The organism is Chryseobacterium sp. FG46 (assembly GCF_057809135.1).
In genome coordinates, this window is sequence record NZ_JBMDJJ010000039.1 from 13,261 (window position 1) to 31,409 (window position 18,149).

17 protein-coding genes are annotated in these 18,149 nt (G+C 35.3%); 9 read left to right on the forward strand and 8 right to left on the reverse strand.

The window, feature by feature from the left end; all coding sequences use genetic code 11:
* Nucleotides 1-511 precede the first annotated feature (511 nt).
* Nucleotides 512-3,370, forward strand: coding sequence for an aminomethyl-transferring glycine dehydrogenase (gene gcvP / locus ACODR7_RS19750; RefSeq protein ID WP_488841778.1), 2,859 nt, complete (start codon nucleotides 512-514; stop codon nucleotides 3,368-3,370).
* A gap of 246 nt (nucleotides 3,371-3,616) precedes the next feature.
* Here the strand turns inward: gcvP and ACODR7_RS19755 are convergent, their stop codons facing one another.
* The 4 genes from ACODR7_RS19755 to ACODR7_RS19770 all read right to left on the reverse strand — a co-directional run bounded on the left by ACODR7_RS19755 (nucleotide 3,617) and on the right by ACODR7_RS19770 (nucleotide 6,456).
* A complete protein-coding gene (locus tag ACODR7_RS19755) occupies nucleotides 3,617-4,027 on the reverse strand; it encodes a helix-turn-helix domain-containing protein (protein WP_488841780.1) in 411 nt (136 codons plus the stop codon).
* A gap of 663 nt (nucleotides 4,028-4,690) precedes the next feature.
* Nucleotides 4,691-4,987 carry a hypothetical protein gene (locus ACODR7_RS19760; protein WP_488841782.1) on the reverse strand — a complete coding sequence of 99 codons (297 nt, stop codon included), beginning with the start codon at nucleotides 4,985-4,987 and terminating at the stop codon, nucleotides 4,691-4,693.
* Between the two features lie 6 nt (nucleotides 4,988-4,993).
* On the reverse strand, nucleotides 4,994-5,740 hold the full coding sequence (locus ACODR7_RS19765) for a YggS family pyridoxal phosphate-dependent enzyme (RefSeq protein WP_488841784.1): 747 nt from the start codon (nucleotides 5,738-5,740) through the stop codon (nucleotides 4,994-4,996).
* A complete protein-coding gene (locus ACODR7_RS19770) occupies nucleotides 5,737-6,456 on the reverse strand; it encodes an AAA family ATPase (RefSeq protein WP_488841786.1) in 720 nt (239 codons plus the stop codon). Before ACODR7_RS19770 ends, ACODR7_RS19765 begins: the two co-directional genes overlap by 4 nt.
* A 1,144-nt stretch (nucleotides 6,457-7,600) precedes the next feature.
* On the opposite strand from ACODR7_RS19770, the gene ACODR7_RS19775 reads away from it, so the two are divergent.
* The gene (locus tag ACODR7_RS19775) at nucleotides 7,601-7,936 is read left to right on the forward strand and encodes a DMT family transporter (protein ID WP_047433528.1); all 336 of its coding nucleotides are present in this window, start codon (nucleotides 7,601-7,603) and stop codon (nucleotides 7,934-7,936) included.
* On the opposite strand, the gene ACODR7_RS19780 is transcribed toward ACODR7_RS19775, so the two are convergent.
* On the reverse strand, nucleotides 7,933-8,199 hold the full coding sequence (locus ACODR7_RS19780) for a hypothetical protein (RefSeq protein WP_488841787.1): 267 nt from the start codon (nucleotides 8,197-8,199) through the stop codon (nucleotides 7,933-7,935). The genes ACODR7_RS19775 and ACODR7_RS19780 overlap by 4 nt on opposite strands.
* Before the next feature lie 49 nt (nucleotides 8,200-8,248).
* The gene (locus tag ACODR7_RS19785; RefSeq protein ID WP_488841789.1) at nucleotides 8,249-8,677 is read right to left on the reverse strand and encodes a hypothetical protein; all 429 of its coding nucleotides are present in this window, start codon (nucleotides 8,675-8,677) and stop codon (nucleotides 8,249-8,251) included.
* Between the two features lie 192 nt (nucleotides 8,678-8,869).
* On the opposite strand from ACODR7_RS19785, the gene ACODR7_RS19790 reads away from it, so the two are divergent.
* The 3 genes from ACODR7_RS19790 to ACODR7_RS19800 are packed head-to-tail and all read left to right on the forward strand — an operon-like array spanning nucleotide 8,870 to nucleotide 10,690.
* Nucleotides 8,870-9,781, forward strand: coding sequence for a sensor histidine kinase (locus ACODR7_RS19790; RefSeq protein ID WP_488841791.1), 912 nt, complete (start codon nucleotides 8,870-8,872; stop codon nucleotides 9,779-9,781).
* A gap of 22 nt (nucleotides 9,782-9,803) precedes the next feature.
* Nucleotides 9,804-9,968 carry a hypothetical protein gene (locus ACODR7_RS19795; RefSeq protein WP_488841793.1) on the forward strand — a complete coding sequence of 55 codons (165 nt, stop codon included), beginning with the start codon at nucleotides 9,804-9,806 and terminating at the stop codon, nucleotides 9,966-9,968.
* On the forward strand, nucleotides 9,968-10,690 hold the full coding sequence (locus tag ACODR7_RS19800; RefSeq protein WP_488841795.1) for a LytR/AlgR family response regulator transcription factor: 723 nt from the start codon (nucleotides 9,968-9,970) through the stop codon (nucleotides 10,688-10,690). Before ACODR7_RS19795 ends, ACODR7_RS19800 begins: the two co-directional genes overlap by 1 nt.
* Nucleotides 10,691-10,853: 163 nt before the next feature.
* On the opposite strand, the gene ACODR7_RS19805 is transcribed toward ACODR7_RS19800, so the two are convergent.
* On the reverse strand, nucleotides 10,854-11,483 hold the full coding sequence (locus tag ACODR7_RS19805) for a class I SAM-dependent methyltransferase (protein ID WP_488841796.1): 630 nt from the start codon (nucleotides 11,481-11,483) through the stop codon (nucleotides 10,854-10,856).
* A gap of 203 nt (nucleotides 11,484-11,686) precedes the next feature.
* On the opposite strand from ACODR7_RS19805, the gene ACODR7_RS19810 reads away from it, so the two are divergent.
* From ACODR7_RS19810 to ACODR7_RS19820, 3 genes are all read left to right on the forward strand, one after another.
* The gene (locus tag ACODR7_RS19810) at nucleotides 11,687-13,042 is read left to right on the forward strand and encodes a deoxyguanosinetriphosphate triphosphohydrolase (protein WP_488841804.1); all 1,356 of its coding nucleotides are present in this window, start codon (nucleotides 11,687-11,689) and stop codon (nucleotides 13,040-13,042) included.
* Nucleotides 13,043-13,103: 61 nt separating this feature from the next.
* Nucleotides 13,104-13,931 (forward strand): carboxypeptidase-like regulatory domain-containing protein, encoded by an 828-nt coding sequence (locus ACODR7_RS19815; protein WP_488841798.1) that lies wholly within the window; start codon nucleotides 13,104-13,106, stop codon nucleotides 13,929-13,931.
* Between the two features lie 316 nt (nucleotides 13,932-14,247).
* Complete coding sequence (locus ACODR7_RS19820) at nucleotides 14,248-15,186, forward strand: SPFH domain-containing protein (protein ID WP_076597917.1); 939 nt, start codon at nucleotides 14,248-14,250, stop codon at nucleotides 15,184-15,186.
* A 130-nt stretch (nucleotides 15,187-15,316) separates the two neighbouring features.
* Here ACODR7_RS19820 and ACODR7_RS19825 read toward each other — a convergent pair whose 3' ends face one another.
* Nucleotides 15,317-15,931, reverse strand: a complete 615-nt coding sequence (locus ACODR7_RS19825) for a DUF4377 domain-containing protein (protein WP_488841800.1) — start codon at nucleotides 15,929-15,931, stop codon at nucleotides 15,317-15,319.
* Between the two features lie 157 nt (nucleotides 15,932-16,088).
* On the opposite strand from ACODR7_RS19825, the gene ACODR7_RS19830 reads away from it, so the two are divergent.
* Nucleotides 16,089-18,098 carry a hypothetical protein gene (locus ACODR7_RS19830; protein ID WP_488841802.1) on the forward strand — a complete coding sequence of 670 codons (2,010 nt, stop codon included), beginning with the start codon at nucleotides 16,089-16,091 and terminating at the stop codon, nucleotides 18,096-18,098.
* Nucleotides 18,099-18,149: the final 51 nt, after the last annotated feature.

Consider the following 18,149-nt stretch of genomic DNA (forward strand, 5'->3'; position numbering starts at 1 on the left):
ACTTTAAATGGGACAATCATATTCATGCTGCAAATATATTAATTTAGAATAAATATAATTAATAAAATTTCATAAAATTCTTAAAACCTGATGTATAGCAGTATGAAACTACTTTGGCCGGAATTGGAGAACTGAAATTTCAAAAATGATAACTTCTTAATTCATCATGAATAAGGTTGAAGTTGATATTTTGAATAAAATTCTGTATTATATCTTTTTTTAAGCTTAAGTTTAACACATACAATAGAGTTGTTGAAAAATTTGCAGGTGTTTTAATAAAGCTGAAGGTGTTTAGTTTTGTTGAAATTGATGTTTTAGTTGTGTATTATGTATAGAATAGTGAATATTGTTATTGAAACCAATGTGAACTCCTCTGAAGCTTATGAAAAACAAAGTGTGATAAAAATCACAAATATTTTTGTGAATTATCAGCCTTGATATGCTCTTGTACAATCGTTCAGAAAATTGTAATTTTACCCATCTTTTTACAAACAAAATCTAATAAATAAAAATGAATACAGAACAGTTTGTGAGCCGTCACATTTCCCTTAATGAAGCCGATAAACAGGCGATGTTGGAGAAACTTGGCGTTTCTAGTATTGAAGAGTTAATTTCTCAAACCATCCCTTCTTCTATCCGTTTAGAGAAAGATCTTGAGATCTCGGAACCACTTTCTGAATACGAAATGTTGAACCACTCAAAAGAATTGGCATCTAAAAATACAGATTATACGAGTTATATCGGATTTGGATACCACAATACCCTTTTGCCTTCAGCAATCCAGAGAAATATTTTCGAAAACCCTAGCTGGTATACAGCGTATACTCCATATCAGGCAGAAATTGCACAGGGAAGACTTGAAGCTCTTCTTAATTTCCAGACTGTAGTATGTGACCTTACCGGTTTTGCATTAGCTAATGCATCTTTATTGGATGAATCTACTGCTGCTGCTGAAGCAATGCACATGTTCTTTAACAACAGATCTAAGGACCAGAAAAAAGCGGGAGCGAATAAGTTCTTCATTTCTGATCTGGTACTTCCTCAAACAGTTTCTGTATTAAAAACAAAAGCTGAAGGATTAGAAATCGAAATCGTAGTTGGAGATCATAAAACGCACCAGTTTGATGGTTCTTATTATGGCGTTTTATTACAATATCCAGGTAAAAACGGAATCGTTTTAGATTATACCGAGGATATCGTAGAATATAAAAAACTTGATCTTCAGGTAGCTGTTGCCTGTGATCCGATGGCTTTGGTTAAGCTGAAATCTCCTGCAGAAATGGGGGCTGACTGTGCAGTAGGAACTACACAGAGGTTCGGTATTCCATTAGGATACGGAGGTCCTCACGCCGCTTTCTTCGCTTGTAGAGAAGATTATAAAAGAGATATTCCTGGAAGAATCATCGGGGTTTCTCAGGATATGTACGGAAGACGAGCATTGAGAATGGCATTACAGACAAGAGAGCAGCACATCAAAAGAGAGAAAGCTACTTCAAACATCTGTACAGCTCAGGTTCTTTTGGCAGTAATGGCTGGTATGTATGCTGTTTACCACGGGCCTAAAGGATTAAACTATATTGCTGATCAGATCCACTTTAAAGCAAACGCTTTGAAAAACGGTCTTAAAGCATTAGGATATCAGGTAGTAGAAGAGCCGATCTTCGATACAGTAAAGATCACAATGCCTGAAGAAGAGAAAGCAAAATTAGTAAGACTGATGCTTGATCACAGATTAAATTTAAACTACTTTACAGAAGGAGTAGTAAGCATTGCGATCAACGAAAGCACAACATTAGAGAAATTAAACTATCTGATGGCTTCTTTCGCTCAGTTTAAAGACAAGCAGACTTTCAAATTAGAAATTAAAGAAGGATACAGCATTCCGGAAGAGAATTTAAGAAAAGACGAAATTCTTACAGAAGCAGTATTCAACAAATACCACACGGAAACAGAATTGATGCGTTACATCAAGCGTCTTGAGAGAAAAGACTTATCATTGACTCATTCAATGATTTCTTTAGGATCTTGTACCATGAAACTGAACGCAGCCACTCAGATGTTACCGCTTTCATGGGAAAACTGGGGTGCAGTTCACCCTTTTGTACCTGTAAATCAGGCTGAAGGTTACCAGGAAATGATCCGTGAATTAGAGAAAGATTTAGCAGAAATTACAGGTTTCGCAGGAACTTCTCTTCAGCCAAACTCCGGAGCTCAGGGAGAATATGCAGGATTAATGGTGATCAGAGAATACCATATTTCAAGAGGAGACCACCACAGAAATGTAGTATTGATCCCTCAGTCTGCACACGGAACCAACCCGGCTTCTGCTGCAATGGCAGGAATGAAAATCGTTGTAGTGAAAAACCTTGAAAACGGGGAAATCGACTTCGAAGATCTTAAAGCTAAAACAGAACTTCATTCAGCCAACTTATCAGCTGTAATGATCACTTACCCTTCAACTTATGGATTCTTTGATGCTAACATTAAAGAAATTACCAACCTTATCCACGAACATGGAGGACAAGTATATATGGATGGTGCGAACATGAACGCTCAGGTAGGATTTACAAGTCCTGGAAACATCGGAGCTGACGTTTGCCACCTTAACCTTCACAAAACTTTCGCCATTCCTCACGGAGGTGGAGGCCCTGGAGTAGGTCCGATCTGTGTTGCTAAACACTTGGTACCTTTCCTTCCTTCTAACGCGAACATCAGAATTGGTTCTAAAGAAGCTATCGAAGGTATTTCTGCAGCACCTTACGGTTCAGGATTGATTCTGAACATTTCTTATGCTTACATCAAGATGTTAGGAACTGAAGGTCTTAAAAAGGCTACAGGACATGCTATCATGAATGCTAACTACCTGAAAGAAATTCTGGCAGAGCATTTCCCAATCTTATATTCTAACGAAAACGGAAGAGTAGCTCACGAATGTATCGTAGATTTCCGTCAGTTCAAATCTTTAGGAATTGAAGTGGCTGATGTGGCGAAGAGATTGATGGATTATGGTTTCCATGCTCCTACCGTTTCTTTCCCGGTTGCAGGTACACTAATGATTGAGCCTACAGAATCTGAAAGCAAGGCTGAAATCGATCGTTTTGCGGAAGCATTGATCTCTATCAAAAAAGAAATCGATGAAATTGCCAACGGTGAAGCAGATGCTACCAACAACGTATTGAAAAATGCTCCTCATACAGAACAATTGGTAATCTCTGATTCCTGGGATAAACCTTACAGCAGAGAAAAGGCAGCTTATCCACTGGAGTGGGTGAGAGACCACAAATTCTTTGCTTCTGTATCAAGAATAGATGAAGCTTACGGAGACAGAAACTTAGTATGTACGTGTGAGCCGATTGAAGCTTATATGTAATCTCAGTTTTTAAGTATAATAAATCCCTCTCAGCGATGAGAGGGATTTTTGTTTTTATAGTTATTGTGAGCAAAGCGAAGCAATCTCTTTAACGCAATTGTCGCGAGAATTTTTTGACAACTAATTGTTTCAATGTTTGCAAAGGCGTTGCACTCAGCAAAGCTTAAACGATGTGTTTTTCCGACAAATTACGAGCCTTGTACGGCCATCGTCATTGCGAGCGTAGGGAAGCAATCTCAATGATTTTTACTTGTTTTTAATCAGTTCTTCAAGCCTGGTCATCATATCATCTTTTTCCTTCAGCATTCTTTCGTAAAGCGCAATTTTTTCCTCGTGAAGCTGGATGATTTTTTCAACCGGATGAAAGTTAGGATTATATTGTACAACAGAAGGTTGGGGGCAATTTTCAAATGTGATATTTGAAATAATATTGATGGCTTTCTCTTCATCAAAATTCTGGAATGCTTCCACAGGGATTTTCAAAACCTCAGAAATCTTTTGAAGAAGCGGATCCTCAATAGTTTCTTTCTGTTCCAATAAAGAAATTTTCTTCTGGTTCCAGTCATCACCTAAATCCAGCGCTAAAGCTTCCTGTTTAATCCCCAGCATTTCTCTGAATCTTTTTACATTTCTTCCCTGATGTATCTTTTGTTCCATTTGTGGTTTATAAGCTTAATTAAAGTTTTATAATGAGTAAAGATAGAAAATTGTGATGGAAAAATAGGATATGTCCAAAGTTATTTTTTATGGGTTAAATCTTTGTTTAACCTGATATTTTGGTTACGCCAAAGTCAGGTAAATTTCCAGCAAATTGTGCAGATGGTAAACGGAAACTCTTTTTTAATCAAAACAAAATCACCTCCCAAAAATTGAGAGGTGTCATAGTGTTTAAGTTCCGGTTTTTTATCTTCTTTTAAAGCTATACGCAATCAGAATGGCGATGCCCATAGTGAGTACGGTTATCATTGAAATAGTTTCAAGTGAAATTCCGCTTTTTATCTGTGTGTTTTCTTTTTCACATGAAAAAAAGAATAATAATGTCATGAACAGACATACCGATAGTAATTTTTTATCCATAAATGTATTTGTTTGGTTACGAAATATTTACAGCAAAAAGTATACCGGATTTGTAGACTATGGAATGGGTTTATTGACTTGTCATTTTAGTTAATACCTGGGATTAATGAGTAACAAAGGTTTTCTTATTGATAGCCCTTCGACAGGCTCAGGGTGACAACCCGAATACTAACCGGAATTTTTAAGCGCTGTCAGGCTGAGCCTGTCGAAGTCGGTATTACTAAAGAGATAGGTTTTTACTGCTTAATTTTCGTTTAAATTTTTGGAAACGTTATCTATTACCAAAATATAATGACAATAATGAATAATAATACCGGCAATAAAAAATAGAGAAGCTATTACTATCTCAGTAGTCAGATGATGTAGGATAAAATGCAGGATCAGGAAAAGTACAGCGGAATAGATCAGGGAAAATAGTATAGAATAAAATGCTTTTGTTTTGTAAGTAAGAATTCTTGTATTTTCGTTGTAGCAGAAGTATTCTTTACCAGGTGAGAAAACTAATATTTCTCTTTCAAAAGTATAAGTAAATGGAAACATATAATTTTATGTTTTTTTATTCGTTTTACCCTCGTTCCAATAATAGCTGTCCGGGTAGATTCTCGTTCCAAAAACAGCAGTGCCCACCCGTACAATGGTTGCGCCTTCTTCAATAGCAGTTTCCAGATCTCCGCTCATGCCCATGGATAGTTCTTTCATTTCTACGTTCGGTATATTTTCGGTGATAATTTCCTGCTGAAGATTTTTCAGGATTTTAAAGCATGCTCTTACTTTATCGGTTTCAGCGCTGAATAAGCCAATCGTCATCAGTCCCTTTATTTTCAAAGTAGCGTATTGGGAGATCTTTCGGGTAAGTTCAATGGCTTCACCGGGATCAATGCCAAATTTGCTTTCTTCATTGGAGGTATTGACCTGAATTAAAACATCCATCGTTCTGTTTTCAACTAAAAGTTTTTGATGAAGTTTTTCGGCCAGTTCCAGGCGATCAAGAGACTGAACGCAGGTAACATCGTATTTCAGGATCTCTTTGATTTTGTTGGTCTGAAGATGGCCTATAAAATGATTTTCATGGCATGTGTCCTTTAGCTCTTCATATTTCTCCTTCAGTTCCTGAACTTTATTTTCAGCAATTAACATCTGTCCATGTTCCAGTGCAGCTTTGATACGCTCTGCAGAAACAGTTTTTGTAGCGAGTAATAACTTCACTTCATTGCTATTCCTTCCGGATTGCTCACAGGTCTTTTTTATTCTTTCATTGATAACGGTGAGGTTATGGAGAATATCTTCTTTCATGATGCGAGGGTTTCTTTGGCTTCCAGTTTTTTGATTAAAGCAGCTTTAACGGCTGTTAAGGCATAATCCTTAGCTTCAGCAAAAGAAACAGAGTATTTTCTTTCAATAGTTCTCATCTCTTCAGGAAACTGTGCTAATAATTGATTGTAGTATGTATCCAGAATCTCAGCAGAAGGCATTTCATAATTAATTTTTAATTGGAAACGTCTTAGAAGGGCGGTGTCAATAATCTCAGGATGATTGGTGGCACAGATTAGAAGCGCATTTTCAGGGTAATAGTCAATCAGTTGAATCAAAGTATTAACCAATCTTCTCATTTCGCCTACATCTTTGTCATCACTGCCTCTTGCTTTTCCGATCTGATCCAGTTCGTCAAGAAAAAGTACGGATCTTTCTCTGGCGGCTTTGTCAAAAATCATTTTGATATTCTGGGACGTTTCCCCGATTCTCGAAGACACAATATTGCTAAGGTTTAAAATAATAATATTTTTTCCCAGAGCATTGGCAATGGCTTTGGCCGTCATTGTTTTTCCACATCCGGAACTTCCTTCAAGTAAAATCTTATGGTTAACCGGGAGGCCGTATTCCTGCAGTTCCTTAACATAAGCATGCTCCTTGATAAGCTGTGCAAGCTGTTCCCTGTTGTTAGCATTGAGAAATACCTCGTTAAGATTTACCTGCTCTTTATCCTGAATAATAAGGTTGTACAGATTCATAATGACAATTAAAAGATTGTTGAATAAACAAAGATAAAGCTTTATTGAATTTCAAAAAGAATCCTGAATAATAATAAATATCTGGTCCAGCGGATACTGAATAATAAATGATGAATGATGAATGGATGCTGGTATTAGCAACAATCTGTGAAAATCTGTGGGATCTGTGGGAAAAAGACTATAAAAAAAGAAAAGCCAGACTTGCGACCGGCTTTTCTCATTTGGATATTAAAATTTGTTATGAAACTAAGATCTTTCTGCTTATGTTTTTGAACCCTTTTACCCGATGGGTAAAAGAGCGATCTGATCTCTCAGACTAAAAACATAAAACAATATAATTAGTATAGATATTCTATAGGCTTGTTTTGTTTTAAGATTAGTTTCTTTCTCTTCTTACTGTCATGAAATATGAAGTGATTACTACTAAACCTGTTACGATACCGATATAAGTTACCATTTTGTATTATTTTTAATTATTTGACTTTTTTTTATCAATTTTTCAATTGCAATATTACTACTTTCAAATCATGTGCCAAAGTAAAATACCATGATGTTTATCAGTGTATTACAGTGGTTTCTGTTCGTTCAATGGTGACTTTTGTTTATATTAAATTAATGTATTATTGAGAATTTATTAATACTTTTATTATTCTATTTGTAAAATTATGTGAATGTGTTAATCGTTTATCGACTTCTATATTGGAGTTGATAAAACAAATAATAAGCAATGCTTGGCATAGTATTGTTTTAAAATGTATTTTCCGGACATTAATTTTTCACTTCAAATAGATTTTTATGTTAATAAAATTTATTTTTAACGGTAATTTTTATGATGGAGATTTTGTCAGCTGTCACATTTCATATTATAGGGAGATATTTTTTTATGCCAAAATGAACACGAAGTTGCCTGCTGAGTGATTTCTTTCAGGATTAATAATGTCTATCCAAAGAAAAAGTTTGAAAATAAGATACTGAATGCTGTTTGAAACCCTATGAAAACAATGGCTGAATTATTGTTCTTTCAAAAGAAATGAGCTTTCATACGGATAATAAGTACCTGTTATTTTGGGAACAGAGAAAGCTTAAGAATATCCTTTTGGAATTACCCGGGCGCATTTACTACTTTTGTATAAAGAATGAATTTATGGGACGCAGTTATATTTTTCTCGCCTTGGCTATTATATTTGAGATTATTGCCACCACTTTTCTGAAGAAATCTGAGGAATTCTCCAAACTATGGCCATCGGTAGTGACAGTCATTGGATATGCCTGCGCTTTTTATTTTTTAAGCCTTACCCTTCGTCAGATTCCTGTAGGGATTACCTACGCTATATGGTCCGGCGTAGGAATTATTTTTATAACGATGATTGGAGTGATAGCATTTAAACAGATCCCGGACCTGCCCGCCATTATTGGTATTGCACTGATTGTGATTGGAGTGATTATTATTAATGTATTCTCAAAAATGGGAACTCATTAAAAAATAATTTCCTGATGTTTTTGCATCTGTTTCCAATGTTGAGCACTCGTTTTGTATAAAAAGAACTTTCCCAGTTTATATTTGAACTTTAAATATCCGCGGAACTCAATACCGTTAAATAATGTAAAAGGAATTGTTGGATTTTCCTTTAATGATTCCCTTATTCCTTTACTAAATACGGTAGGACCTGTAGTAGCATGTATATTATTCGGATAGCGGTGAGTGTTTATATTATCAATCATCAATTCCGATAAAAGGATCATAAGAAATTAAATGCTCTGGAATTAATATAGGTTCTCATTCCATGGTAGTTTATCTTAAGGGCTGAATAATAGATTGGAAAAAATTAAATGTAAAAATCCTTTCATAGAAGATATCCAGACTGTTTTCAATAATGGCATCCGTATAACAGGCCGGATCCGGAACAAATGTTTCCTCTACAAAAACAAACCAGAGCTCCGAGAGTCCGTATTTTCTTCTAAACTCTTCAGAAGCATTGCTGTCAGGCACGGCAGAATGTTTCAGGTCACAAAACAGAATTCCTTTTTTCTCTCCTTCATGATCTACAATATTAATGGAATGGTGCAGGTAGCTGAGAATTTTCATTTTCGCATCGAAGCATTCTATAAAATGATGCAGATCAATAAGCTGTATTACTTTTTCTTCCTGTTGAGATTCTGTCATAAAAAAACATTCCAGTGATATTTCCTGAGTCAGTTCGTGAAAAGTTGTTAATTCCATATGTGTTCATTTTACAGCACAAAGGAATAAAGAAAAGAAAAACGTAAATTGGTTTTTATACAAAATGGCTGGTATTTTATACAAAATCCGGAAGGATGATCATTGGTATAATAAAATAGAGGTTTTGTATAATAAAATAGTTGTAATTTCCGTTATTGTCTATTTTTGCTAATGATAAAATGAGCCTATCCTATGAAATACAGTCCGTGGAAATTTGAAGAAACCTTTGTAATGGATTTTTTGGTGGAAGCGAAGTATGGACTCCGTAGGCATCTGCTCTTCCTGCTCTTCTTTTTCATTTTGATCTATAGTGCGAGGTTCTGGCATTGGTACTCGGGAATATATCAGTATTATGTTTTATTCTTTGTATATACAATTCTTATCACAATGGTGTACATTAATATATATGTATTGGTTCCCCGTTTTTTCTTTAAAACAAAATATGTTACTTATCTTGTTCTGCTGGTTCTGATGGGAGTAGTGGGTCTTAATTTTATAGGATATGGTTTCAGGCTGTTCTTTGATGAATTCAGAGTGAAAAATATTCTTAGGGAAAATGAGAAAGGAGGAATTTATGAAGGAGTTCTGATGTGTATTCCGATTATCATGACGACAACGACGATTAAACTTCTACAGAAATGGATCAGTGATAATAAAAGAATCAACGAGCTGAGCAGACTCACCATGAGCATGGAACTGAATGAGTTAAGAAATCAGATCAATCCGCATTTTCTGTTTAATATGCTGAATAATGTAAAAGCGTTGATCAGAACAGACCCTGCCAAAGCCTCTGTGGTGATTGTAAAACTTTCTGAGTTTCTCAGATATCAGCTGTATGAAAACAGTGAAGAGAAAACGCTGCTCACTTCAGAGATTGATTTCCTGTCCAATTTTTTAAACCTTGAAAAAATAAGGCGTGACAATTTCTCTTTTGATATTCGGATCAATATTGATAAAAGAATTGTGAACAGTATTTTTGTTCCTCCCAATCTGTTTACCACTTTTGTAGAAAATGCCGTGAAGCACAGTGTAGATATCAGTGGAGCAGAATCCTACGTGAAAATAGAAATCAATACCGATAACAGACAGCTTTATTTCAGGTAACAGACAGCTTTATTTCAGGTGTGTGAATTCCAAAAGGACTGGCTATATCGTTTCAGACAAAAAAAACAGCGGACTTGGGCTTGCCAATATTACCAGAAGACTTGAGCTTCTCTATGGTGATACTTTTGATCTTCAGATAGAATCAGGAGAGGTAGAATATAGTGTAAATTTAAAAATTCCCGTTTGATGAATTGTATTATTGTTGATGATGAGCCTCTGGCAAGATCCGAGATGAGATCCCTGGTCACTGAAATTTCCAAAATTGAAATTCTTGGCGAGTTTTCCAATGCGCTGTCTGCCCTCGAATTTCTTAAAGACAATGATATAGATCTCATTTTCCTTGATATAGAAATACCTTTGGTAACAGGTCTTGAGTTTGCAGAAATGCTTCCGAAAAAATCCCTGATTATTTTTACAACCGCTTATTCCCAATATGCACTGAAAAGCTACGAGCTGGAAGCTGTTGATTATCTTTTGAAACCTATTGATCCCCAAAGACTGGAAAAAGCCATTGAAAAAGCCATACTTTATACGGGACTTTTGTCTAAAGATACGGTAAAGAATACGGTAGAATCCAATACAGCGGACTTCCTTTTCATTAAAGCAGAGCGAAGATTCTATAAAATCAGTTTTTCAGATATTAAGTTTATAGAAGGGCTGAAAGACTATGTAGTCATTCATACAAAGCAGCAGAAGCTGATCACTGCAATGAATTTAAAAACCATCCATCAGAAAATCTCCGGTGAGAGCTTCATCAGAGTAAGTAAATCCTATGTTGTCAATATGAATTATATTGATTCATTTGACAATCATAATATATACCTCGAAGATTCCGAGATTCCTCTTGGTGAAGTATACAGAGCCGAATTTTTCACAAAATTTGCCGGAGGACTTCTGAACTCAGATTAAAAAAATAAGTAATGAGCAATGAATAATGAGTAATAATTAATAGGCTCAAACCATTTAAAAAAATCTGTGTAATCTGTAGTTAAAGAAAAACAAAATAACTACGGGCTAAAACTGTTCAGAGAAAACAATTTCCCTTTCAACAGCTTTAGCCCAAACTTAAAAATTATGCCAGCTTTTGTCCCACAAAACGAATAACGGAGCCTGTTCCGTTGTGGAATAATCCTTCGCTAAGCTCAATTTCTGTTTCTGCTAATTCAATAATATCATAATTTGGAAAATCTGTCTTGATTTCTTCAATAGAGAACAGGGATTCGATATCTTTCGGACCTCCCACTTTTTCATTCTTTGCAATATATTCAAGATGGTTTTTACTGAAAGCTTCGAAAATAACAAAACCACCCTTTCGCAGGTATTGATTCAGCATTTGGTGGATAGAAGATTTAATATCTCCCGGGAAATGAGCGTAAATAAGAGCAATGGCATCAAACTGTCCTTTCTGATAATTCAAAGTAGAGAGTTCTCCCACCTGATAATCAATAGCAATTTGTTGTTTCTCTGCAAGCTGTAATGCTTTATTTCTGCCATTGGCACTGATATCGAAAGCAGAAACCTGCCATCCTTGTGTCGCTGCAAAAACGGCATTTCTGCCTTCGCCTTCTGCCGGAAAAAGTATTTTTCCAGTTTTTAATTTGCTAAGCTCTTCTCTCAGGTAATTGTTGGGTTCTGTTCCGTACGCAAACTCTTCGCTGCTGTACCTTTCATCCCATCTGTTGAGCCATGTGTTGTCTGTCATGATAAAAAGAATTTAAAATTGGCATGAAGAAAAATCATTCATATTTTCCGTTGTATTAGTTGCATCAAATGTAGAATATTTCCTCAAGCTTTCTGATCTCAAAAAAGCGTTTACGATCATAGATTTTTTGAATGACAGATCTGTTTAATAAAAATCTAAATACTATTCCATACAATTAAAATTTGGAGTAATTTTGAAAAATGATGAATTTAAACCAGATTTTCACCAATCAACGTACAGGAAACAATCCACAGACCAAAGCTTCACGAACTGATTTTCAAAGAGATTTCGACAGAATTATCTTCTCTTCTGCCTTCAGAAGACTGCAGAACAAAACGCAGGTTTTTCCTCTTCCGGGAAGTGTTTTTGTACATAACAGACTTACGCATTCTTTGGAAGTATCATCCGTAGGAAGAAGTTTGGGAAGTATTATCGGTGAATTTATTGCTGAAGATTTTAAAAATGAACTGACTGAAGATTCAAAGAATTTCTATCTCTATAATTTAGGAAATGTAATTGCCGCTGCATGTTTATGTCATGATGTAGGAAACCCCGCTTTCGGACATTCCGGAGAAGATGCCATTGCGAGTTATTTTGAAAGAAATGAAAAAGATCTGAAATCAAAGTTCAATGAAAAAGAATGGGCGGATCTGGTTAATTTTGAAGGAAATGCTAACGCCATCAGAGTGCTGGCACAGCAGCAACAGGGAAAAGATGCAGGAGGAATTCAGCTGACGTTCTCTACACTGGCAAGTATTGCAAAATATCCGTGTGAAGCGGTTGCAAAGAAAAAAGGGATCATTCACAGAAAGAAATTCGGGTTTTTCCAGAATGAAAAAGATATATTTCTGGAAATTGCCAAAGGAACTCAGCTTATTTCTGAAAGTGAAGAACCGCATATTTTCAAAAGACATCCTTTTGTATGGCTGGTAGAAGCAGCCGACGACATCTGCTACAACATCATTGATATGGAAGATGCCCACAGGCTGGGAATTGTTTCAACAGCAGACTGTAAAAACTTATTTTTTGAGCTGGTAAAATCTGAAACAGATGATGTTCAGAGAATTGAAACAAAACTTAGTTCAATCTCCAATGAAAACGAACAGATTTCTTATTTAAGAGCAAAAGTGATTAATGCACTCATCAATAAATCGATTGAGATGTATAAATCCAACTTTGAGACGATCCTTGAAGGAAATCTTAGTAATGGCTTACTTGATATTTATAAAAAAGAAAATAAAGCGTTGCAGGATATTGAGAGTTTCTCGGTAGAAAAAATTTACAACCATAAAGCAGTTGTTGAAATTGAAAATGCCGGGTATAACGTAATGTATGAGCTGCTTGATCATTTTATTCCTTCCATTCTGAAACCTAAAGACAGCAGAAAATCTTATGATGAAAAAGCTTTGAAACTGATTCCAAAGCAATTTATTTACAATGACGGAACCGATTATCAGAAAGTTCTTGGGGTTATTGATTTTGTTTCAGGAATGACGGACAATTACGCTACCGATTTGTATAGAAAAATTAAAGGAATAGATATTGGAATGACTGTTTAAGCAGGTTCTTTAAAAACTTATGGTAAGCTAAGAAAATACTTTTTGGATATATAATCATTGTATGAGAATTTTATTTTTTTGTTTTTTTTTAGGAGCTTTTTTAAGTGGGCAAACAATAACAGGTAAAGTCTTATCTCAAAAAGACAGCCGTCCTGTTCCTTATGCAAAAATTGGTATTGGGAGCGAAGAAAATGGTACTATCGCTGATGAAAATGGTAATTACACACTTAATTTAAATGGTGTAAATAATGAAGTGAATTTAATAGTAGATGTTGGTGGGTTTGATGAATTTGCAATACCCATTCAGATTTTCTTACAAAATGGTGTACACAATATTTTTCTAAAAGAGAAAGTGAAAGATATTCCAGAAGTTATTATTACTCCTAAACGGTTTAAAGATAAGCATTGGGGAGTGGATTCTAAATCGAAGAAAGTCTTATTTGCAACATATCCGGAAAGAAAAAAGGAAAAAGAAGAGCAATCTCGTGAACTGGCAATTAAGTTTTCAAATAGAAAAAAGGTAAAGATTCAAAAAATAAACCTGAATATTGCTGATTTTGATACAGATATACCTGTTCAATTAAGAATCAATGTATATGATGAGAAAAATGGTGTACCAAATCAGTCTGTTTTATATAAGGATATTACAGCAGTTATGACAAAGGATGCTATTATAGATAATACATTTACATTTGATGTTAGCGATCAGGATATTTATGTAGATCAGGATTTTTTTGTCAGTATACAATTTATGAATTTTTTTAAAGGACATATATTTCTTAGTGGGGCATTGTTTAAAACAGTTTTTAAAAGAAAATATTATGGCAATTGGGAAAAAACATCAATGGCTTCTCCAGCGATTAATATTGATGTAAAAGTTGAAAAATAAATAGTAATTTTTTATATGTTTAAATTACGCTACCGATTTATATAGAAAAATTAAAGGAATAGACATTGGGATGACTGTCTAGATTCTATTTGTTATAATCATTCAGAAGCCTCTACTATTAATGACTGCATTAAAGTAGAGGCTTTTTTATGCTTTAAAAGTAAGTCTTTCTAGAATAATCAATAATTCCTGTGCTTGATTTTCAGTGGATTATATTATAAGGCTTCCACTTATTTTTCTTATATTTAAACAACACATATAGAAGTGTTTTTAACAAAACAGGATTTGTGGCGACATATTAAAAAAATTAACAACTATGGGTATATATTTAGCACCCGTTATTTTCTTCGGGCTTATCATTTTGTTTGCTTCGTTTTTTGTAGTTAAGCAGGAAACAGCGGCTATTATCGAACGTTTCGGGAAATTCCAGGGAGTAAAGCATTCAGGGCTTCATCTTAAACTGCCAATTATAGATCAGATTGCCAAAAGGCTGAATCTTAGAATTCAACAACTGGATGTGATGATTGACACCAAAACCCTGGACAATGTTTTCATCAAAATGAAAATTTCCGTTCAGTATCAGGTGATCAGAAACCAGGTAGGAGATGCTTACTACCGCCTGGAAAATCCTGAAAATCAAATTACATCTTTTGTATTCGACGTTGTACGTGCTGAGGTTCCTAAATTGAAGCTGGATGATGTCTTTGTAAGAAAAGATGATATTGCGGTGGCGGTAAAGAGTGAGCTTCAGGAAGCCATGAACAGTTACGGGTATGACATTATCAAAGCTTTGGTAACAGATATTGATCCGGATGAGCAGGTGAAACATGCCATGAACAGGATCAATGCTGCAGAAAGAGAAAAAACAGCGGCAGAATATGAATCTGAAGCACAAAGAATCCGTATTGTAGCGGTTGCAAAAGCAGAAGCTGAATCTAAAAAACTACAAGGGCAGGGGATTGCCGACCAAAGAAGAGAAATTGCAAAAGGTCTTGAAGAGTCTGTAAGAATGCTGAATAATGTGGATATCAATTCTCATGAAGCATCAGCGCTTATTGTAGTAACACAGCATTATGATACCTTACATTCTGTAGGAGCAAGCAACAGAAGTAATCTTGTGCTTCTTCCCAATTCACCCACCGCAGCAAGCGGAATGCTGAACGATCTTGTAGTGGCCATGACAACGGCAAATACAGTTGGAGAAGCTACCAAAGGAAAATATCCTGATCCTCCTCAAAAAGAAACCGGATTTTAAGATAAAAGGAAAAAGAAAAAGATGAATCAATGGAAAAAAAATTTGATTGTCAAAAATAACTTCAGGCTTCATTCTTCCAGCTTCCAGCAATAAAAAACCGCTTCTGAAAATTCACAAGCGGTTTTATTTATTATTTCTTTGTTTTTGAAACCTGTTCTATCAATGTGTATTTGATTGAAGAAGCATCAGCGGGCGGGTTTTCGATTTTTTCTGTTTTTACTTTTAAAACATATTCGTAACCCGGCTCATAGGTGAAGCCTTCAATATTGCTGTAGAAATTCGTCCAGCTTTCAGACGCATTTTCTTTTACCTGCATACATTTCATACGGCCTGCTCCGGCAGAACAATCTACGGTTTGTGGTCCTACAATAAGTGTTTTTTCATTGGCTGCCATTGCTGTTTTTTTCGTTTTGGAAACCTGTTTTACCAAAGTGTATTTTATGGAAGAAGCATCAGCGGGTGGATTTTCAATTTTTTCTGTTTTTACTTTTAAAACATATTCATACCCCGGCTCATAGGTGAAACCTTCAATATTGCTGTAGAAATTCGTCCAGTTCCCGGAAACATTTTCTTTTACCTGCAGACATTTCATAGGAGCTACCCCTGTACAATCTGCTGTCTGTGGTCCTACGATGAATGTTTTTTCATCACCTGCGGATGCATTGGCTGTGGTTGTACATTGTGTCATGGCAAATAACGCTAATGCGGGTGCTGCTCCTTTTAGAATTGTTGCTATACTTTTCATAAACTTGATTTTTCCCCATACCTCGCAATTACCATGCCGAAAAAAAATCCCGAATTTGTAGTACTTCTGCTATTGTTTTTTAGTTTTTTAATCATTTAATTTGAATTTCTTAAACACTAACCACAATATAATTCTTATAATAAATATGGATAATCAAATGCAAGTTGAAAATTACAGGATTCAAAAACCTGAAATATGGGCAGGAAATATCGGGGATGAGGAAATAAAAAACCGAATCAAAGATTCCGAATTTGCCAAAAGACAAATTGATGAAGGACGGGATTACTGCTATTTTTTAGATAAAAAATACTATACAAGCAATACGGAAAACAGTGAGTATGTCTGTATGGCGTATACGCTGAATGAACCGGGAAACCTGGAAAGAGCTTCTGTTTCTGATGTGATTGTAGAGGAAAATGAAGTCTATCAGATTCACAGGATCAGCGTGTTGAGAGACGGAGTGCTGATCGATAAAATTCCGGACACAAAAATTAAGGTTCTTGACAGTGAAAACCAAAGCAGTGGAGGGGTTCTGAGCAGTAATAAAAAAATCAATATTACCATCAAAGATCTGAGGCTGTATGATGTTCTGATCTTAGAAGATTCAAGGATCAAAGAATTTACAGACCGTGATTTTCTAAGAAAGGAATTCTCAAAATATGTCTGGGTAAGTCCTGATAACTATTGGGCTTATGGAAGTTTTAAATTCACTTTTATCAACGAACGTGAACAGACTATTGCCTATAAAAAAACATTTTTCAGAGATGAACAGGGAAATGTTCTGGAACCGGAAATCAATCATCTGAAAAAAGGAGAAAGATTTGTCATTGAAGAAGAAAACTATATCAATCCTGTGGATTCCGGACGTGAAATTTTTCCTTATATAGACTTTGCTACAGAAAGCAGCTGGAAAGATCTTTCCAACTATATTGTACCGTTCTATGAAGAGATTTTTAACAAATCTTCTTTGCAGGATTTCGCTCCAAACCTGGTTGAAAAACTGGATGCCATTGCTGATCAGGATGAAAAGCTGCAGTTTGCCATAGAATATGTACAGAATCATATTTATTATATCTTCAATGCGGATGAAATGAATGGTCATAAGCCACAGGAACCATCAGTAACCTATGAAAACAAACAGGGAGATTGTAAGGCAAAGTCGGTTTTATTGAAAGTGATCCTTGATTATATAGGAGTAGATGCATCTGTAGTGCTGGTAAATTTTAATACAGATTATTATATTAAATACTATCTGCCATCACTGTTAAGTTTCAATCATGTTGTTGTAAAAGTGAATTACAAAGGCGAAGAATATTTCGTTGATGCTACCATCCGTGATGAATTCGGACTGATTGAAAACAGAGGATTTATTTATTTTATGCATTATCTGGAAGTGAAAAAAGATCAGGAACTTCAGGTAAGAAAATCTTATAAGTTTCCTTATTTCTGCATTAATGAAAAGGTAGATTTAAATGCACAGGTCAATACCGGAAAACTTACTCTGTCAACTACTTACAAAGGAAACAGAGCCAATGCTATGAGAAGGTATTTTAAGAGTACCAATAAAAGAGAAATCATAGACAGCTGGAACAGCTTCCTTTTCTATGCGCTTAATTATTCAGGTGACCGTAATGGTACAGATGTCCGAAACGTATTCAAAGATGCCGCTATTGATGTAGTAAGTGATGATAAAAGACTGAATGAAGTAAAGATCCAATATACCGCAACCATTGAGAATCCTTATTTTGTAGATCCACAGAAAAACCGTTTTCTGATGTATTTTGACCGAAATGTGGTAAAGGCGGGAGCAAGAGATTTCATTCATAAAGATTTACCTTTCTGGCATAATTTCGACAGTGAGAAATATGAAATCAATTTGCAGACGGATCAGAAAATTGATACTGAAGAAAAATATACAGTACAGGAAAGTACTATATCCAATCCCTATTTTGACTATAAAAGCCGGAAAAAAGTACACAAAAATGGAGCAAGTGTGTCTATTGAGTACAATCCTCTGATCAATATTGAAATTCCGCAAAGTGAGTTTGAACAGTTCAGAACAGATCATCATACCATTGCAGACAGTAATTTCGGACTGGGAATTGATATTATTGAACCGGGACTTATGAATATGCTTAAATTCAGCTTTAAGAAGAAATTCAAATAGAATATCTTAAGTTCAAAGTTTAAGGTTTCGGGTATAGGCGGGCGGCGAAGC

Excerpts from the sequence above, each read along its gene's own strand:
- gcvP (WP_488841778.1), top strand. The coding sequence starts at position 512 with ATGAATACAGAACAGTTTGTGAGCCGTCACATTTCCCTTAATGAAGCC.
- ACODR7_RS19755 (WP_488841780.1), bottom strand. The coding sequence starts at position 4,027 with ATGGAACAAAAGATACATCAGGGAAGAAATGTAAAAAGATTCAGAGAA.
- ACODR7_RS19760 (WP_488841782.1), bottom strand. The coding sequence starts at position 4,987 with ATGTTTCCATTTACTTATACTTTTGAAAGAGAAATATTAGTTTTCTCA.
- ACODR7_RS19765 (WP_488841784.1), bottom strand. The coding sequence starts at position 5,740 with ATGAAAGAAGATATTCTCCATAACCTCACCGTTATCAATGAAAGAATA.
- ACODR7_RS19770 (WP_488841786.1), bottom strand. The coding sequence starts at position 6,456 with ATGAATCTGTACAACCTTATTATTCAGGATAAAGAGCAGGTAAATCTT.
- ACODR7_RS19775 (WP_047433528.1), top strand. The coding sequence starts at position 7,601 with ATGGGACGCAGTTATATTTTTCTCGCCTTGGCTATTATATTTGAGATT.
- ACODR7_RS19780 (WP_488841787.1), bottom strand. The coding sequence starts at position 8,199 with ATGATCCTTTTATCGGAATTGATGATTGATAATATAAACACTCACCGC.
- ACODR7_RS19785 (WP_488841789.1), bottom strand. The coding sequence starts at position 8,677 with ATGGAATTAACAACTTTTCACGAACTGACTCAGGAAATATCACTGGAA.
- ACODR7_RS19790 (WP_488841791.1), top strand. The coding sequence starts at position 8,870 with ATGAAATACAGTCCGTGGAAATTTGAAGAAACCTTTGTAATGGATTTT.
- ACODR7_RS19800 (WP_488841795.1), top strand. The coding sequence starts at position 9,968 with ATGAATTGTATTATTGTTGATGATGAGCCTCTGGCAAGATCCGAGATG.
- ACODR7_RS19805 (WP_488841796.1), bottom strand. The coding sequence starts at position 11,483 with ATGACAGACAACACATGGCTCAACAGATGGGATGAAAGGTACAGCAGC.
- ACODR7_RS19810 (WP_488841804.1), top strand. The coding sequence starts at position 11,687 with ATGAATTTAAACCAGATTTTCACCAATCAACGTACAGGAAACAATCCA.
- ACODR7_RS19815 (WP_488841798.1), top strand. The coding sequence starts at position 13,104 with ATGAGAATTTTATTTTTTTGTTTTTTTTTAGGAGCTTTTTTAAGTGGG.
- ACODR7_RS19820 (WP_076597917.1), top strand. The coding sequence starts at position 14,248 with ATGGGTATATATTTAGCACCCGTTATTTTCTTCGGGCTTATCATTTTG.
- ACODR7_RS19825 (WP_488841800.1), bottom strand. The coding sequence starts at position 15,931 with ATGAAAAGTATAGCAACAATTCTAAAAGGAGCAGCACCCGCATTAGCG.
- ACODR7_RS19830 (WP_488841802.1), top strand. The coding sequence starts at position 16,089 with ATGCAAGTTGAAAATTACAGGATTCAAAAACCTGAAATATGGGCAGGA.